The organism is Arenibacter arenosicollis (assembly GCF_014397245.1).
Taxonomy (GTDB): domain Bacteria; phylum Bacteroidota; class Bacteroidia; order Flavobacteriales; family Flavobacteriaceae; genus Arenibacter; species Arenibacter arenosicollis.
In genome coordinates, this window is sequence record NZ_JACLHY010000024.1 from 1 (window position 1) to 16,920 (window position 16,920).

General features: G+C 36.1%; 13 protein-coding genes. 5 read left to right on the plus strand and 8 right to left on the minus strand.

Going from position 1 to position 16,920, the window contains the following annotated elements; translation table 11 throughout:
- The coding region (locus H4O18_RS18010) for a PKD domain-containing protein (protein WP_187587218.1) at positions 1-915 on the plus strand (915 nt) is incomplete at its 5' end.
- Positions 916-1,312: 397 nt separating this feature from the next.
- Here H4O18_RS18010 and H4O18_RS18015 read toward each other — a convergent pair.
- Positions 1,313-2,053, minus strand: a complete 741-nt coding sequence (locus H4O18_RS18015; protein WP_187587220.1) for a tyrosine-protein phosphatase — start codon at positions 2,051-2,053, stop codon at positions 1,313-1,315.
- A 129-nt stretch (positions 2,054-2,182) separates the two neighbouring features.
- Entirely contained in the window at positions 2,183-2,911 is a 729-nt protein-coding gene (locus tag H4O18_RS18020; protein ID WP_246474410.1) for a tyrosine-protein phosphatase, read from the minus strand.
- Positions 2,912-3,320: 409 nt separating this feature from the next.
- Here H4O18_RS18020 and H4O18_RS18025 point away from each other — a divergent pair, with 409 nt between their 5' ends.
- Complete coding sequence (locus H4O18_RS18025; protein WP_246474412.1) at positions 3,321-4,631, plus strand: phosphoribosylamine--glycine ligase; 1,311 nt, start codon at positions 3,321-3,323, stop codon at positions 4,629-4,631.
- A 33-nt stretch (positions 4,632-4,664) separates the two neighbouring features.
- Entirely contained in the window at positions 4,665-5,114 is a 450-nt protein-coding gene (locus tag H4O18_RS18030) for a GNAT family N-acetyltransferase (protein WP_187587224.1), read from the plus strand.
- Positions 5,115-5,194: 80 nt separating this feature from the next.
- Here the strand turns inward: H4O18_RS18030 and H4O18_RS18035 are convergent, their stop codons facing one another.
- The gene (locus tag H4O18_RS18035) at positions 5,195-6,460 is read right to left on the minus strand and encodes an MFS transporter (RefSeq protein ID WP_187587226.1); all 1,266 of its coding nucleotides are present in this window, start codon (positions 6,458-6,460) and stop codon (positions 5,195-5,197) included.
- Positions 6,461-6,561: 101 nt separating this feature from the next.
- The gene (locus H4O18_RS18040) at positions 6,562-7,140 is read right to left on the minus strand and encodes a PhnA domain-containing protein (protein ID WP_187587228.1); all 579 of its coding nucleotides are present in this window, start codon (positions 7,138-7,140) and stop codon (positions 6,562-6,564) included.
- Positions 7,141-7,331: 191 nt separating this feature from the next.
- Between H4O18_RS18040 and H4O18_RS18045 the strand changes: the two genes are divergently transcribed.
- Complete coding sequence (locus H4O18_RS18045; protein ID WP_187587230.1) at positions 7,332-7,736, plus strand: pyruvate kinase; 405 nt, start codon at positions 7,332-7,334, stop codon at positions 7,734-7,736.
- Between the two features lie 133 nt (positions 7,737-7,869).
- On the opposite strand, the gene H4O18_RS18050 is transcribed toward H4O18_RS18045, so the two are convergent.
- The 4 genes from H4O18_RS18050 to H4O18_RS18065 form a co-directional block, all read right to left on the minus strand.
- The gene (locus tag H4O18_RS18050) at positions 7,870-10,101 is read right to left on the minus strand and encodes a TonB-dependent receptor (RefSeq protein WP_187587232.1); all 2,232 of its coding nucleotides are present in this window, start codon (positions 10,099-10,101) and stop codon (positions 7,870-7,872) included.
- A gap of 175 nt (positions 10,102-10,276) precedes the next feature.
- Positions 10,277-10,732, minus strand: a complete 456-nt coding sequence (locus H4O18_RS18055) for a hypothetical protein (protein WP_187587234.1) — start codon at positions 10,730-10,732, stop codon at positions 10,277-10,279.
- A gap of 1 nt (position 10,733) precedes the next feature.
- The gene (locus tag H4O18_RS18060; RefSeq protein ID WP_187587236.1) at positions 10,734-14,885 is read right to left on the minus strand and encodes a non-ribosomal peptide synthetase; all 4,152 of its coding nucleotides are present in this window, start codon (positions 14,883-14,885) and stop codon (positions 10,734-10,736) included.
- A 16-nt stretch (positions 14,886-14,901) separates the two neighbouring features.
- A complete protein-coding gene (locus tag H4O18_RS18065; RefSeq protein ID WP_187587238.1) occupies positions 14,902-15,138 on the minus strand; it encodes an acyl carrier protein in 237 nt (78 codons plus the stop codon).
- A 494-nt stretch (positions 15,139-15,632) separates the two neighbouring features.
- Between H4O18_RS18065 and H4O18_RS18070 the strand changes: the two genes are divergently transcribed.
- The gene (locus H4O18_RS18070; protein ID WP_187587240.1) at positions 15,633-16,907 is read left to right on the plus strand and encodes a HupE/UreJ family protein; all 1,275 of its coding nucleotides are present in this window, start codon (positions 15,633-15,635) and stop codon (positions 16,905-16,907) included.
- The last annotated feature ends 13 nt before the right edge of the window (positions 16,908-16,920 follow it).

Below are 16,920 nucleotides of genomic sequence, written 5' to 3' on the forward strand. Positions count from 1 at the left end.
TATGCTGTAGAGGTAACGGTAACGGACGACGGTACTCCTGCGGAGTCAACCACGGTCTCCTTTACCTGGAACGTAACGGATGTGCCTGTGAACCAGGCACCAGTGGTCACCAATCCAGGTGTACAGAACAGTCTTGTGGGTAATACGGTTTCCCTACAGGTTGTCGCCACCGATATGGAGGACGATGGTATGACCTATTCGGCCATTACATTGCCGACGGGGCTATCCATAGATACGGCAACAGGTCTTATCAGTGGTACTATAGTCACGGGTGCAGCCGCGAACAGTCCTTATGCTGTAGAGGTAACGGTAACGGACGACGGTACTCCTGCGGAGTCTACCACGGTCTCCTTTACTTGGAACGTAACGGTGGGTCCTAGCAACGGAGCTCCGGTAGCTGTTGCTACTGCTAATATAGATTCAGGTTCAGCACCTTTAACGGTGACCTTTACGGGCAGCAATTCTATGGACGATGTAGGTATAACGTCATATTTATGGGATTTTAAGGATGGTACACCTACGAGTTCTACGACCGATCCAGTTCACGTTTTTGAAGAACCTGGTATTTACAGAGTTGAACTAACGGTTTCCGATGGTTTCTTAACAGATACAGAGTTTATAACAATAACCGTTACGCAACCTGAGTCAGAGGAAGAATTGAAGGCGATTATCGCGCCGAATCCTACTAAGGAGAGCGCTAACGTCTTCGTAATCAATGCTCCTGATGACCAATCGGTAAAGGTAATATACGTACATGATTCTACTGGAAGATATATAGGGGTTATCCTGAATCCAGTATTAATGGACGATCACTACGTTGTTCCCATTTACTCATTGACAGATGGTGTTTATTATATCACGCTGGTAATGGACAATGATGTGTTGTTGCCTGTTAGGCTCGTGGTAAGGAATTAAAAGAAAATCAAATAAATTATGAAAAGGGAACGGACATTTTTATGTCTGTTCCCTTTTTTATATGATGGGTGTTCAAAGCCTTTTTATTCCAAAAAGATTAAAGCTTTATATCTATTTGAAAGATGCCAAATGTGATTGGCGAGAGATTTTTATTTGAACCTATAATTGGCACGTTAAATAACAAACGATTGCTCCTATAAAATTAACAAAAGTGTGCATTCGCAATTGGTCCTAATTGAAACAAAATAGGTTAATTTGAAATTGAGTAAGTATTGGTCAGTAGTTAATATAGGGTACTATGGTTGAAAATATAAGCAAGTATTAAATGCGTTAATTAGATAATAAGGAAGAAGTAAAGTCTCATATGAGGGTTAAGGAAAATTAAAACTTAATCGTATTAATCAAAATTAATATTAGTGTTTTCAATTAGAGGTAATAGCTGTGTCAGCAATTTATCTGTGATCTTAATGTTCTTTAGCAATGTGAGTTGATGTAAATTGTGTACGTCGGATGCTACAAAGTCAATTAATCCTTCCTCCATTAATCTTATAGCTGTTTTTTGAACTTCTTTACCATAATAATCACTTAAAGACAAAAGGTTCAACTGAAACAAAATGCCTTGTTTTTTGTATTTCTTATATTTTGAAAAATTATTATGAAGATAACCATAGCGTTCTGGGTGTGCCAATATTGGAAAATAGTGATGTTCTGCTATTTTCAATATGGCATCTTTAAAATTTATGGATGGCTGTAAATACGACATTTCTATTAATAAGTACTTCTTATTTAAAGGCATTATTGCTTCATTTTCCAAGAGATGCTCAAAGTTGGCATCTATCATATGTTCTGCGGAAGCGTTTATATTAAACTTATCCATACCGGTTTTAGTCAAAGCTTCCTTTAAGGAGCAGAAAGCTTTTTCAATGGTTTCAGGTGTATTGGGATAATAGTTATGTATAACGTGTGGAGTGAAAATAAATTTGTTAACCCCAAAATCTGAAAATCCCTTTATCAATATCAAAGAATCGTCAACATTTTTGGCACCATCGTCAATTCCAGGAAGAATGTGATTATGGATATCTATAAAATTTTCAAGGGAGTCAACTAGGAATTTTTTCTTTTGAAAAAAATGTAACATGAATGGTAATTTCCCGCAAAGGTAGGATTTAATTAATTAGTTTTTATGAATATCCATCACTGCATTAGTGTTTTTGACTACAAATTTAAATGAATGCCCATATGTTTTGATTTGCGGTCAAGAGAAAATTTAATAGAAGGTTTCCACGTTCCTATTTAGAATGGGAATTAGCCTATTTAAGGTACTATTACTAAGTTTTATATTTTTGAGTAATTCCAATTGTTGTACATTGTGTATATCCGTACCAGCAAAGTCTATATAATTGTCCAACAGAAGCTTTTCTGCAATTTTGAACACTTGCTTTCCATAATAGTTACTGAGTGACAATAAATTTAATTGCAGAAAAATTCCTTTGGATTTAAAGTCGTGGTATTTTCTGTAATCGGTATGGAGAAAGAAGTAGCGTTCTGGATGGGCCAATATAGGAAAGTACCCCCTAGCCGCAATTTTGAATATAGCTTGGTCAAAGTTGATTGGTGTTTGTAGAAAAGGTATTTCTACCAACAAAAATTTATTGCGAATTGGCATAAACATTTTTTGGTCCAATAAATTCTCAAAATTAGAATCGATCATATATTCTGAAGATGATTCCAATGCAATGTGCTTCATGCCTAAATTTAATAATTCGTTTTGAACCTTTTTATGTGCAGAATTTATAGATTCGGAGGTGTTTGGGTAGTAATTTTGACTTACATGTGGTGTAGTTATAATATGCGAAATTCCTATTTCATCAAAACCTTTTATTATGTTTAAGGAGTCCGTAGTGTTTTCTGCCCCATCATCTATTCCCGGTAAAATATGGTTATGGATATCTACGAAGTGTCCTAGATAGTCAACCAGAAATTTTCTCTTATTCAATATTTGGAACATTTGAAGAATTTGATATTTATGAAGTATATCAATAGGTTTAATAAAGTGGATGGTCAGATCTCACTATTTGGCTATACAAGTCCGCTATTGGACTAGTTTTGTGTATAATATTCTACCTTATATTTTAATTAGATATTTAATTTTCACATATATTTGTTTCAAAATTATATACTATTGGGCACTAGCTTAGTAAATTGAAACCTACACTTAAATTCGGGCATACTTTGGTTGTGCTAAACGGTCCAAAATATTGGACGCCGAATTACATTAACGAAGATTTATCAAAATTGTTTTGTTTTAGAGGGGAAATCGCTGGTAATCAGGCTGTTTTTTTACTATTAACTTGTATAAATTCGATTTATTTTCTAATTAACACTAAAAAAAATATCATAATAAATTGAAAAAAGAGAAATTAAAAAATCAAATAGAGATTAGTCGAAATTTCTTGATTGTCTCCCGTTGGGGAGAAACATTGGATATGGCCGTAGCCATACTGGGCGAAGGCCATGCTGTTAAAATGTACATTGAGGATAAACCCTCCAGGGAAATTGGGTATGGATTTGTTCAAAAGGTAAAAGATTGGAGAAGTCAGGTCGATTGGGCCGATGTTCTGATATTTGACTACACAGGATATGGTAAAATATGTTCGGAATTAAGGGCACAAGGTAAATTAGTAGTGGGAGGTACGGAATATTCCGATCTTTTGGAGTTAGACCGAAGTTTTGGTCAGGCAGAATTGAAAAAGCAGGGAATTAAAATATTACCATCCAAAGAGTTTTTTAATTTTCAGGATGCAATAGATTATGTCAAGACCCATCCAAATGCCTATGTGATAAAACCATCAGGCGAAACCCAGGAATACAAACAATTGCTTTTTGTGGGAAGTGATGATGAAGGGCTGGATGTAATTCGGGTTTTAAAGGCTTATGAGAAATCTTGGGGAAATGATTTTGGTAATTTTCAACTGCAGCGGAAGGTAAAAGGAGTGGAGGTATCGGCTTCTGCCTATTTCAATGGCAAGGAGTTTATTTATCCCATAAATATTACATTCGAACACAAAAAACTATTTCCAAAGGAATTGGGTGTATCTACAGGGGAAATGGGGTCCAGTATGTTTTGGACCAAAGATTCCCCTATTTTCGAGGCTACTTTGAAAAAGTTCGAAAGCAATTTGGCCAAGGGAGGTTTTATAGGTCAATTGGATATTAATTGTATAGTAAATGGCAACGGTATTTATCCCCTTGAATTTACCTCCAGATTTGGATATCCACAGATATTTATACAACGGGCCGGAATTTTGGAACCCCTAGGAAACATGTTTTATAAATTAGCTGCCGGACAGAATTTTAAGATTAACGTTAGAAAAGGATTTCAGGTCGGCGCATATATGGTGGTACCCCCTTTTCCCTTTGAGGATAAAAAAACCTTTGAACTATTTTCAAAAGATTCTGTAATCGTATTTAAGAAGGATATGAAAGAAGGCGTGCATCCAATGCACCTTAAGAAAATTAATGACGAATGGTTAATTACAGGTAATACGGGTATTGCCCTTTTGGTTACTGGTACTGGATTAACTATGAAGGATGCCCAAAAAATGATGCAGAATAGGATAAGCAATATTATTATAAATAACGTTTATTACAGAACGGATATTGGGGATAGATGGTCCGATGATTTTGACCGCCTTTGGTCATGGGGTCTGTTATAAGAGGGGGATATAAATGATGGCAAATCATTTTCTATGGAGTTGATAAATATTGGATCCGATGGTCGGGATTTTTTTAAAATTCTACCCAAAGATTGGCAGGATATAATTGTTCCCATATGGGAAGATTATAAAAGGGGTGCCCGTATCTATGTTTTTAAAAATGATGGGGAATTAGCGGCAGGAGGCATTGTCTTTAATGGGGCTCCTCCAAATATGACGGTTTTTGAAATTGAAGAGGGCCAAAAATACGTGGAATTGGGCTTTCAATATATCGGCTTTTTATTCGTAGATCCCAAATACAGAAATCAAGCTTTGGGCTCCAAATGGCTTATGGCGTTAAAAGTAAAATTTCCAAATCAATCTTATTGGCTCACTATTGAGGAGGAGGGTCTACGATCTTTCTACGAGAAAAATGGATTTAAATGTGTTACTGAAAGCAAGGATCCCAACAATCCGGAATGGATACTTATTTATAAACCATAATAGGCAATGTGTAAGTGCTGTTTGGAATACGAAATTATCTTCTCCCTCTAATCGTTTCTTACCAATGGAATCCAATACTACTAACTGCTTTCGTGTTCTTCCATATCCTTCCGCAGATCTAATTTTCTAAAAGTAGGGGAGATGGCTCCCGTGAAAAACACTGTAATTAAGGTCATACATCCACCAAAAACTACTGCTGTAACCGTTCCCATCAATTTAGCTGTAAGTCCACTCTCGAAGGCGCCCAATTCATTCGAGGACCCTACGAACATGGAATTCACTGAAGCTACCCTGCCACGCATATGATCTGGTGTCCTTAGTTGTAAAATAGTTTGTCTTATGATCATGGAAATTCCATCGGTAACTCCACTGAAAAAGAGCGCGATTACCGAAATCCAAAACCAGGTGGAAAGTCCGAATACAATTATGCAAAGCCCAAACCCAAAAATGGATCCCAGTAGTTTTAGACCAGCACGTTTATTCAAAGGAAAATAAGCGGAGGTAAACATAATAACCAATGCACCCACTGCCGGGGCAGCTCTTAGAATTCCAAACCCCTCTGGCCCAACTTTCAATATATCTTGGGCATAAATGGGCAAAAGTGCTACGGCTCCCCCAAAGAGCACAGCAACCATATCCAAGGTAATGGCTCCCAAAATAATCTTTGTTCCAAATACAAATTTTACACCCTCTTTTAAACTTTTCATGACGGGTTCGCCAATATTCGGATTTAAAATGGGTTTCTTTTCAATTTTGGTCAAAATTATAAGAGCCATTAAAGAAAAGGCAAAGATTAGACACATGGACCAATGTACCCCGATTAAATTTATGCTAAAACCCGCTAAAGCAGGCCCGAGAACAGCTGCCATTTGCCAAACAGAACTACTCCAAGTAGCTGCATTGGGATATACTTTTTTTGGAACTATCAATGCAAATAACGAAAATATGGTCGGCCCTAAAAAAGCCCTAACAATACCACCAAGAAATACCAAAAAATAGATGGAATACAAAACACTGTTCTTGGACCAATCACTTACTATTTGGGGCCAGGTAAGAAGAAACAACCCCAAGCTTATTATGGAAAAGCCTAAAATACATTTAACAAGTAAACCTTTTTTTTCTTTTTGATCAACAATGTGACCGGCGAACAAAGCCAAGGATACTGCTGGAATTACCTCCATAAGTCCTATTAGCCCTAGGGAAAGGGGATTTTTGGTCAAAGAATATACTTCCCATTCTATGACGACAAATTGCATGGACCAGGCAAAAACCATAGCAAAACGGACAAGTAAAAAAACGTTGAACTCCTTATATCTAAGCGCAGCATATGGGTCTTTTCGTGCCATGAACTATTTGATATTAACCTTGACCATAAAAAATATTTTAGTGGTCGACATTAATTAATATTATTGCTCTCTATGCTTAAGAATGTAAAAGTAAAAAGGCATTACAATTTCTTAACAAATTTCGTCAGGATAACAATTTGTTGTCCGTCTACCTTGCCTTCAATATATTCCGCATTTTCATGGTCTAAGGAAACACGCCTTACAGCAGTACCTCTTTTAGCTACCATGCTTGATCCCTTTACTGGTAAGTCTTTGATAAGAACAACGCTATCGCCGGCTTCGATAACGGCACCGTTACTGTCCCGATGAATAATTTGATTTTCGGACGGAGCACCTTCTCCTGTTGCCTTGGCCCATTCCAATATATCTTCCTCCAAATACATCATATCCAATAAATCTTGAGGCCAACCTTCCTGTCTTCGTCTGCTCAACATGCGCCAAGCGATTACCTTCACTGGAGTATGCTCGCTCCACATGCTATCATTTAAACATCGCCAGTGATTGGGGTCTGTATTGTCCGGATTTTCTATTTGATCCCTACAGATTTCACAAACTAATAGATTGTCTTCTAAATCGCGATTTCTAGGGGGTTGAACTTCCAATACGCTTAATTTTTCGGGACTTGCACATAACTCACATTGGTGATTACTCCTTTTTCCCAATTCTCGCTCAATATTCATTATAATAGTTTTTATAAGGACAAATGTAAACGAATTGAATTAATGGTAACCATGGAAATGTTAAAAATGGGTTGGCAATTTAAAGGAAAAATCTGTTTTTGCTTCATACTATGATTAGGTATTGTTTATAAGTTATGGGCGATAAGGTTTATATTACCTTAATGGAGTTTTATTTTTGTTTCCTTTTTTAGATGGAAGAATTAAAAGTAGGAGACAAATTATATAATGTAAGTCAAAACGGATTTGGCGATTTTTTCAGGTATTCTTTTTCTGAGGTGGTTCGACTTACCAAAACTTTGGCTGTTTTGGACAACGGGGAGAGATTAAGAAACAAACCTGTAAGGTCTCTTATCAATGGTGATATTGGTTTTGCACTGGCCAGCAACAGGTGGGTGTATTGGCACATTGTTTCAGGTGAAATAGAGCAATTGGCCCATGAGGAGAACGAGAAGATCGTAATAAATGATTGGTTTAAGGATCGTACTTTTAGTGCATCAGAGAAAAAAATGATTTTCAATTTATTTAAGGAAAAGGGTATTTTAAAAGGGTCTGATAAGAACTTGGATCAGACCATAGAGCTATTTAAAAAGTTATAGACCTTATGTTGATGGATATGTATTATTTAAATTGATTTAAAATCATTTATACACACCAACTAGGTCTATTTACTTTTTAAAGTATTTTAGTAACCCAATTTTGAGCATTCTAACTACTGGCATCTAGTAATCTCTAAAAATTCACAGTTACCTTTCCTCTAAGATAAAATGGACTCCCAGGTGTGAAGTGAATTTCTTCCACTGAAGATGGCTCATTTTGCAACCTACTTTCCGTTGCAAACTGTGTTTCATTCCATTCCGTGTCAAATAGATTCTCAACAATTAGACCTATAGTCCAATTTTTAATAGTGTAATTGACATTCATATCTGTAACCGTATATCCTTTGGCCACAATAGAGTTATCTTCGTTGGCCGGTCTATTTTTTATCAATCTATAATTGATACTACCTGAAAAATCACCAATATTCCTAAATGAAATGCCACCAGAAGAAGTTAAATCTGGAGATAAAGGTATATAATCTGCACCTTCGGGTTCTTCGGTACTCCTTGCATAAGTGTAATTGATATCACCGTTGAGGTATAACCAATCTGTAAATTGGTACCGCAGACCAAAATCTATACCGAAGCGTTTAGTTTTACCACTAGGCTCTACTATTCCCGCATCTCCAACATAAACAAATTCCTGCTCCAAAAAGAGTGTCCAAAGTGCTGCATTCAACATTAATTTGCCGATAGGTTTTATGATGGCCCCAATATCTGCAGAATAGGCGGCAGGAAGAATTTCTTTGCCATTATTTGCTGTTACCACCCTAGTGTCATTGGAATGAAATCCTATCCCTGTTTTCCCAAACATTTGTAACCCTTGTGATACAGCATAAATAATATTTAGCTTGGGTCCCAAAAAAAGTTTATGCTCACTTTTGTTATTATAGGTTTCGGATAATAGGTTTTCATAATCGAATTTAAAATAATCCAATCTTAGGCCTGGATTAAAAGTCCATTTGTTTTTTTTATAGGTTAAGTTGAAAAAACTGTAGCCGTTCAATTCATCTATATTTCCGTATGCCAACCTTTGCAATAATTCTTGCCTATTCTTGGTTTTGGATAATTGAACTTCATTTACGTCATCATATCTGAAACCAATGCCCGTTTCATATTTTAATTGGGAGTCGTGATCGCCTACATGGATGGAATGCTCATATTTGGTTTCTGCACCAATGATTGTTCTTTCTTCCATTTGGTGTATTTGATCCCCGTTAATAGGGTCTTCCAAGAAAAAGGTGAAGTTGGAAAACAATTCAAAATCATATTTTGATATATATGCTTTTGATAATACATTGGAATGCTCGTTAATCAGTTTTTTGTGGTTGGCTAGAAAGTTAGATCTGCTGGTATTGCCTCCTTCGGTATCGTCAATAGCTCCAAATCTCCCGATAACACCTTGGTCAATTGAACGCTGTGGTATTTGGCCAGAAGCATCCCATTTACTTTGAAAATGTGATAATGTAAGACTTAATTCCTGATTCTCCCTATTGTTGAAATTATAGCGCGCCATCATATTAATGCGATTGAAATTTTGGGGGGAATCAAATGCACCATCTGAAAGCACCAGTTCGGAAGCCACATACCCATGGCTAAAATCATCTTCCACAATTTTAAACATACCCAGGGTTCGGATAGTATTGAACATTCCGGTCTCAAGTGATAATAGGTTGTCATCTATTCTTTTTTTTGTTTTAATGTCAACATATCCAGCGGTATTAAAATTTCCCTGGTCTGCGTAATATGCCCCTTTTCCAAAATCAATATTATCAATAGTTTCTGGAATTATAAAATGCATATCGGCATAGCCCTGACCATGGGCATGGGAAACCATATTTACAGGAAGTCCATCTACATTAATGCTAATATCTGTTCCGTGATCAATATCAAATCCCCTTAAGAATATTTGCTCCGCTTTGCCACCACCGGCGTGTTGGCCAATGATTAGTCCTGGTACTTTTCTCAATATCTCCTGTGATGATTTAACGGGGTTTGCTTTAACATCTACATTTACAAATTGACTTAACGCATTGACTTTGGAAACCAAAATTACTTGATCTAGTGATACAGCTGATTCTTTAAGTATTACATCAATGGTGCCATCCAATTGATTTTCACTTATTGTAATTTGATAGTTTTGATATCCAAGACTGTAGAAGAAGATGATGTCGCCAAGCGAAATATCGTCCAATTCGAAATATCCTGAAACATTTGAATAGGTATATCCCCCAGTAGTCTTGTTATAAACACCTACCCCGTCTAAAGGTACATTGTCCTCCGAGACTATAGAGCCGTTTAGTTCATGTGCTTTTACACCTATGAAGGGAATAAAGAACACAAAAAAGATTATATAATTTTTCATAGTTTTTTATTTAGTTTACATTAGATTCAAACCATATTTTCAATGGATGATTTTACCCTGTATTTATGGGTAGTTAATTCTAATAAAGACAATGCTCTATAGGCTACCAAAAAAGCCTGTGAAATCAAATTCAATAAATTGGGAAAAGTATGAAGCCCTATTAGCATTGGCCAATTTAATGCAAGGGAGGTTTAACCGATTTTGGGAAGAAACCCTTTTGGGTATTTTTTTCGGCCATATTATAATAATTATCGGTTATAACAATATGTATGTCATATTTTAACGGCAAATTACAGAACAGGTGCTTATCTAGTTCAGTAGTAAAAAAAAATGAATTGTCGGAGCGGTTATCCTCATTGGACGCTTCGAAAAAAGAACTCACCAAATCTAGGAGTACATGATCGTGAAAAGTTTGTTCATAAAAGTGGTAGTGATTGCCGTGCAACTGTTGATGGTCAGACGGAGTTGCGTGTGGTATAACGAAATTTGGAAAATCAAGTCCATGTGAAATTTTATGAAAAACTGTAATAAATTGTTGGTGTAATGGATTCATTAAATAGCATATGCCCATTAAAATGGCCAAGAATTTAACAATAGACGGCTTAAAGCCTTTTCTGAATCCATTTTGCATATTATTCTTCCATAAGTGTTATTAAGGTTTCTTCAATATATTTAGCGTATTCGGAAATGGTTGGTAATTCAAATATTTTGTTCAAAGGAAAATTCATTTCAACTTCTTCATTTATGCGCGCCGTAACCCGAATTGCAGCCAATGAATGTCCTCCCAAGTCAATGAAATTATCGTGCATCCCTATTTTATCCAATAGTAGCACTTCCCTCCAAATTTCCTCCAATAGAACCTCGATCTCGTTTTTTGGTTCAACGTAAGGTGTGTCCATTTGGAGTTGAACAAGGTTAAGGCTTCGTAAAGCTTTCTTATCTACTTTTCCATTGCTGGTTAAGGGCAATGTTTCCATATATTTAAATGTGTTGGGCAACATATAGCTTGGAAGCTTTTTCAAGAGGTGCTGTGTTAATTCTTGATGGGGAATTTTCGTCTTTGCCGTATAATATCCCACAAGCTGTGGTCTTTTAATATCATTGTAATTAGATTCTACATATCCAATTTCTTTCATAATGCGCTTAACTTCATTCTCATCGATATATTCATTTATTTCCTCCAAAGTTTCAGTTCTAGTCTTATGTCCCATGCGCACATCCCAACTATAGGGAAAGGAATAATTGCTATATCCCCGCTGTTTTTTATGAACATAGATGCCTAATTGATTGATCAAACAATTGGTGGATCTACCCGTATCGGTTGGTCGCACCCATCCCACTTTTTCTTTGAGATAGCCAAGCATTTCCTCCAGACTAACATCGCTATACCTATAAAAGTCAACGAATTGGACTTTTTTAAACGTCTCCTCATCCTTAAACATGGATACATCCAAAAGTTGATTTACAGCATCGTTCTCTTGGTGGTACAATTTACGAGCCTCCAAAATGGTTCGGTCTATTGTAGTAGTATCGGCATCATCATTCCAGAAAAGCTCTTCTGTTAACCGTGTCTCAAAAAATTGACCCCTTGAAAGTCCTGTAATCACAAATGGAATTTTCTTGTCAAGTGCAACCTTGGTGCTCAGCGTATATATGGTCTTAAAGCATCCATTACAGACGTTATGGTGTCTATCCAGGCTGTCCACAAAAATTTTGTTCATATGGGTTGTACTACCATAAATATGGTCTACACCAAGTTTCTGAACAATTCTATCTACGTTTGCCTTGGCTTGATCTGATATGTAGCCATTATCCAAGGTAAATGCCAATACTCTTAGGCCCATATTGATTAGTCTAGCCAAAACATAGGTACTGTCCTTCCCCCCACTAAGGAGCGATAAACAATCATAGCTTGCAATTGATCCTTTCCGCGAAAAAAGCAATTGTTGCAAATCCTTTTCTGTTTTAAAATATTTATCTGTTTTTTCTTTATAATTTTTAAACGCATTACAAAGATGACAAACTCCGTCATCGTCAAAATCAGATTTAGGATAGTTACTGGGCAGTCCACATTCCGCACAGTTTAGTATTTCATTTTCCGGTAACCGTTCTTGTCCATCAATAAGGACTACCGAAGCATTATCAATTTCTTTATGTTTCAATAAATTGGCCTCAATGTCGGCCAACTCTATTCTGAATCCGTTTAATTTAATCTGTTCGTCATTACGACCTAGAAATTCCATTTCACCATCACGATTTATTCTGGCGAGATCTCCAGTTCGGTACATTTTCTTTCCAGGCCTGATAGTATCATCTATGAATTTTTGTTTTGTAAGTTCTTCCAAATTGGCATATCCTTCTGCCAGGCTGGCTCCGCTCAAGAAAAGTTCGCCTACGACTCCTTTGGGAACTAAATTTTTGTGGTTATCAAGTATATAGGCATTCATGTTGGCTATTACCTTACCAATGGGCACAGATACCTGCTGATGCTTTTTTAATTTGAATTTACTTACAATACAGCCTACGGTGGCTTCTGTTGGCCCGTATTCATTAAAAATATTGACATCCCTCCCTAAATAGTGATAAATATTTTTAGCTACGTTGACCTTAAAGTCCTCTCCTCCAACAATCATGGTCTTTATTAGTGAATCTTGTATGTTGCTTCCGTGCATAAGGTTAACATGAGCAGGGGTAAGTTTAATTGAATTAACTTTATTTTCGGACAGTACCTGAATTAAAGATATGTCGGGCCCTAACATTCCTTCTCGGTAAACTACAACCTTACCTCCATTCATTAAAGGCAAAAAAGTGGAGGATATTGTTAGATCAAAACCTATAGAAGTGAACAAAGGGAAAACGGAATTTTCATCTATTTCATAGTAGGTAGAGGCCCATTGTAAATAGTTGTTTAAGGCCTTGTGAGAAACCATAACCCCCTTGGGCATGCCGGTAGATCCTGAAGTGTATATGTAATAGGCTATACAGGACTTTTTTAATTGATGCCCAGTAGATATTTTAGGTTCAGAACTTATCCTTACCCTTTCCTCTCTTAAGTCCAATATTTTTGTTTCTCCAGTGATATTTTTCTTTAAGTCTGTTTCGGTTATTACCAATGAGCAATCAGAGTTTGAGATAAGAAATCCTATTCTACCTGCAGGCTGATCGGAAGCTATTGGAATAAATGTAGCTCCAATTTTCATTAAGGCCAAGGCACTAATAATGTAATCAGGACTTCTATATAGGTGTAGGCCTACTTTTTCATTTTCCTTAATACCGTTTTTGATAAGAAAGTTCGCCAACTGATTTGCTCTATTGTTAAGGTCCAAATAGCTTATCAAATCTTCACCATTCTCCAAAGCTATTCTTTTGGGATAATTGAGAACCGTTTTTTCGAAATGCTTCAAAAAGGTTCCCTTAAAATGGCTTGTTTCAGCGGTATTCGAAACCCCTATTAGTTCTTTTATTTCTTTTCTGGTAACCAAGGCTGGGCGTATTATAGGTTGATCCAAATCCGTTAGGAGAGCATCCAGTAGATTTAAGAAATGTTGCGGCACAAATTCAATTTCGCTTTCATCGAAGATATCCAGATTCAGGTCAAATATTATTTCCAAATTGTCCTTGGAATCAAAGTCTATAATATGACATCGTAACTGGTGTGATGGGTCGCAATGATTAGGGTGTATCCATACCGACTTAGTAGGGAGACCATTAAAACTCGGAAAAGTTGTATTAATGTAATTTAGAACAGTGTTAAAACTTCGACTAAGCTCTGCCGAAGAAGAGCCGATTTGAGCGTTTCGCAGATATTCGTTTGTCTCGGCCTTCATTTTCCCAATTACTGAGGCAAAGCTATCGTCGTCATTGAGCTCCAAGCATAGGGGGAATAGTTCAACAAATAGTCCGGGTATTATTTTAAAATCCCGTGAGACGCGATTGTTTATGGGAGAACCGATTGACAATTTTGATTGGCCACTAATGCGATATAGAAAAATAAAAAGAAGGGTGGAAAAAAGAGTATATAGACCCATATCTGTTGTCAATGAACCAATCTTTGGATTTCGTGTCAATTCTTTAAGCTTATGTGTCCGTGTTGCGCCCAGAGCTAGGTTCACTCTTTTTGTACGGGTGGTTTCAACTTTTTGCCTTGACCCGTAGAGTTGTGGGGTAGTAGGGATATCCTTAACCTTATTTTTCCAATAATTGGTAGTTTTTATATGTTCAGGAGAGATTCTTTTTTTTGCTTCGAATGCTATGAAATCACTATACGGAGGGGGAGTAGGGATGGCTGAGAGATTTTTATCCAACACTCCTTGGTATAAATTTGCCATTGAAGAAAAAAGAAGTGCAGTTGTAGTGGCGTCAGTAATTAGGTGATGTAGATTAAGGTACCAGATGTATTTGTCCTTTTCTACTTTTAAAAGTGCCGTGTCAAATAAAGGTTTGGTAAAATCAAAAGGGAATTCACTTTTTTTCTGTAGCCAGTCTTGTACCGAGGGCAAGGCCACATTCCGGGTAAAATCGAATTTTTCCAAACTGAAGGCAAATTCTGATAATATATTTTGAGTAACGGTTGTATTTTTCTCATTAAAAACAGTACGTAATATCTCCGTTCGATCAATTAGTGCTTGAATTGCTAATTCAAAAGCTTTATCTGAAATATTCCCACAGATTTCAAAAGCGTAGGGTACATTATATAAAGGAACATTAGGATTTAATTTTTGCCCAATCCAAATGAGTTGCTGGCTTTTAGTGAGTGGTAGGCTTTTTGTGGTTTTAATTGGCATGATCTATCCTTTTTAATTAGACCCGGTGACGGGACATGTAAGCAACAATTCTATCAACAGTGCTAAAGTTTTCTATGGTTAAATCTTGAAAGGGAACTTTTATTTGGCTTCTATCTTCAATAAAACCTATAAGTCGCATAATACCTAAAGAATCAAGTATCCCCAAATCGAACAACATATCGTCTCCATTAATGGTTTCGAGCCTTTTATTGGATATTTCATTTTTTATGAATTCAATTATTGATTCTTTCATTATCAATGTAAATTTAGGTGATGTATATAATAGGCATTACTGCCAGCATTTTCGAAGAATTAAAAGTTAAAGTATAGGTTTTACTATATAGTAATTTCAATGTGTTGGTTGCATTGCCTTAAAATGGAGTTCGGCATATACATTTATATTTGCCTAACTACTAAACGCTTCCTTTTTTAGGATTACGAATTAACGGTTTATTAGATGTCAGTTAAGGGGAGTAATTCATTTTCCGAATTTCAGGGAACAAGTTGTTTTATACTGTGTTCATTGGTTTAAATAGTTGAATACTCCTATTAATGTAAAGTTAATTTATTTCTAAGCGCATTACCAAATAATCTAAAGGTATGTTGTCTGATTATTTGATAAATTCATCGAAAAATTACATCTCACTTAAAAAGTTATAACAAATAATGTCATATTTATAAGTAATTTGTTAATTTACTGTGTTTTATGATATAGTATTTCCTGATTAAATAACTGCTCTACCGATTATGAAAAATATTAACTTTCCTTTAGCTTTAATTTTCTTTTTTATTTTAACAGTAAGTGGTTTTGCCCATCAACCCAACCATAGTTTTATCTATTTGAGGGTATATGAAAACCAAAATGTAGAGGGTAGATTTGAAATAGATGTCAAAGATTTGAACAAATATTTTGGTTTGCAACTTAAGGAAAACCCGAAAGCGGAAGATGTTCAGCCTTATTTGAATCAAATGAAGGATTATTTACTTGAAAACACGAGATTTTCATCTGGAAATGATGAATATAAAATCGTTTTTACAGATGAAATAAGTATAATGTCTGTAGTTAAAACCTCTTTTGCACGTTTTCATTTTTACCTGGAGAATTCGCTGGAACTTCCTGAGGAGATAGAGGTTACCTATACGGTTCTTTTTGATGAAGACCCCGATCATATAAATATGTTGGCCTTCGAATACAACTGGAAGGCCGGTTTAATTAATAATGAATCAATTATCGCCCTGGATTTTACCCCGAAAGAGAGTACAAAAATTCTGTCCCTTACTGATTCTTCCATTTGGAAGGGGTTTGTGGCCATGGTTAAACAAGGGGTATGGCATATTTGGATAGGTTTGGATCATATTCTATTCTTGCTGGCATTGATCCTTCCATCAGTTGTCCGTAGAAAAAAGAAATTAATTGAGGTTGAACCGGGGATAACCGAATCTAAATATTACATATGGGGATGGGAGCCAGTTCAGAAATTTAAACCGGCTTTCATATATATTATCAAGGTCATAACATTTTTCACCATTGCACATACCATAACTTTAACATTGGCTTCATTGGAAATCGTTAGTTTGCCTTCCCGAGTCGTGGAATCCATTATAGCTTTATCTATAGGCCTTGCCGCTTATCACAATATCACCCCAATATTTAAAGGTAGGGATTGGATAATTGCTTTTGTTTTTGGTCTGTTTCACGGTTTTGGATTTGCAAGTGTTCTTGGCGATCTTGGAATAAAAGGCGAGTTCCTCACTTTAACCTTGTTTGGTTTTAATTTAGGAGTTGAAATTGGACAAGTCGCAATCATTGCCCTCATATTTCCAATTCTATTTTTTATACGAAAAATAAAGTTTTATCCTCGTTTTCTTGTTTATTTATCTGTATTGCTGATTGTTATTTCATTATACTGGTTTGTGGAGCGCGCCTTTGATTACGATATGGTGTTGGATGAGAAAATCAGAAGATTTGGGGGGGACGTACTAAGGGCTCTTGGGCTCAGGGAAGACTATTATAAATCTTAATGTCGTAAATTTA

What these genes read in the sequence shown, in the direction of transcription:
- H4O18_RS18015 (WP_187587220.1), bottom strand. Translation starts at nt 2,053, where the DNA reads ATGTTACATTTTTTTCAAAAGAAAAAATTCCTAGTTGACTCCCTTGAA.
- H4O18_RS18030 (WP_187587224.1), top strand. Translation starts at nt 4,665, where the DNA reads ATGGAGTTGATAAATATTGGATCCGATGGTCGGGATTTTTTTAAAATT.
- H4O18_RS18035 (WP_187587226.1), bottom strand. Translation starts at nt 6,460, where the DNA reads ATGGCACGAAAAGACCCATATGCTGCGCTTAGATATAAGGAGTTCAAC.
- H4O18_RS18040 (WP_187587228.1), bottom strand. Translation starts at nt 7,140, where the DNA reads ATGAATATTGAGCGAGAATTGGGAAAAAGGAGTAATCACCAATGTGAG.
- H4O18_RS18045 (WP_187587230.1), top strand. Translation starts at nt 7,332, where the DNA reads ATGGAAGAATTAAAAGTAGGAGACAAATTATATAATGTAAGTCAAAAC.
- H4O18_RS18050 (WP_187587232.1), bottom strand. Translation starts at nt 10,101, where the DNA reads ATGAAAAATTATATAATCTTTTTTGTGTTCTTTATTCCCTTCATAGGT.
- H4O18_RS18055 (WP_187587234.1), bottom strand. Translation starts at nt 10,732, where the DNA reads ATGCAAAATGGATTCAGAAAAGGCTTTAAGCCGTCTATTGTTAAATTC.
- H4O18_RS18060 (WP_187587236.1), bottom strand. Translation starts at nt 14,885, where the DNA reads ATGCCAATTAAAACCACAAAAAGCCTACCACTCACTAAAAGCCAGCAA.
- H4O18_RS18065 (WP_187587238.1), bottom strand. Translation starts at nt 15,138, where the DNA reads ATGAAAGAATCAATAATTGAATTCATAAAAAATGAAATATCCAATAAA.
- H4O18_RS18070 (WP_187587240.1), top strand. Translation starts at nt 15,633, where the DNA reads ATGAAAAATATTAACTTTCCTTTAGCTTTAATTTTCTTTTTTATTTTA.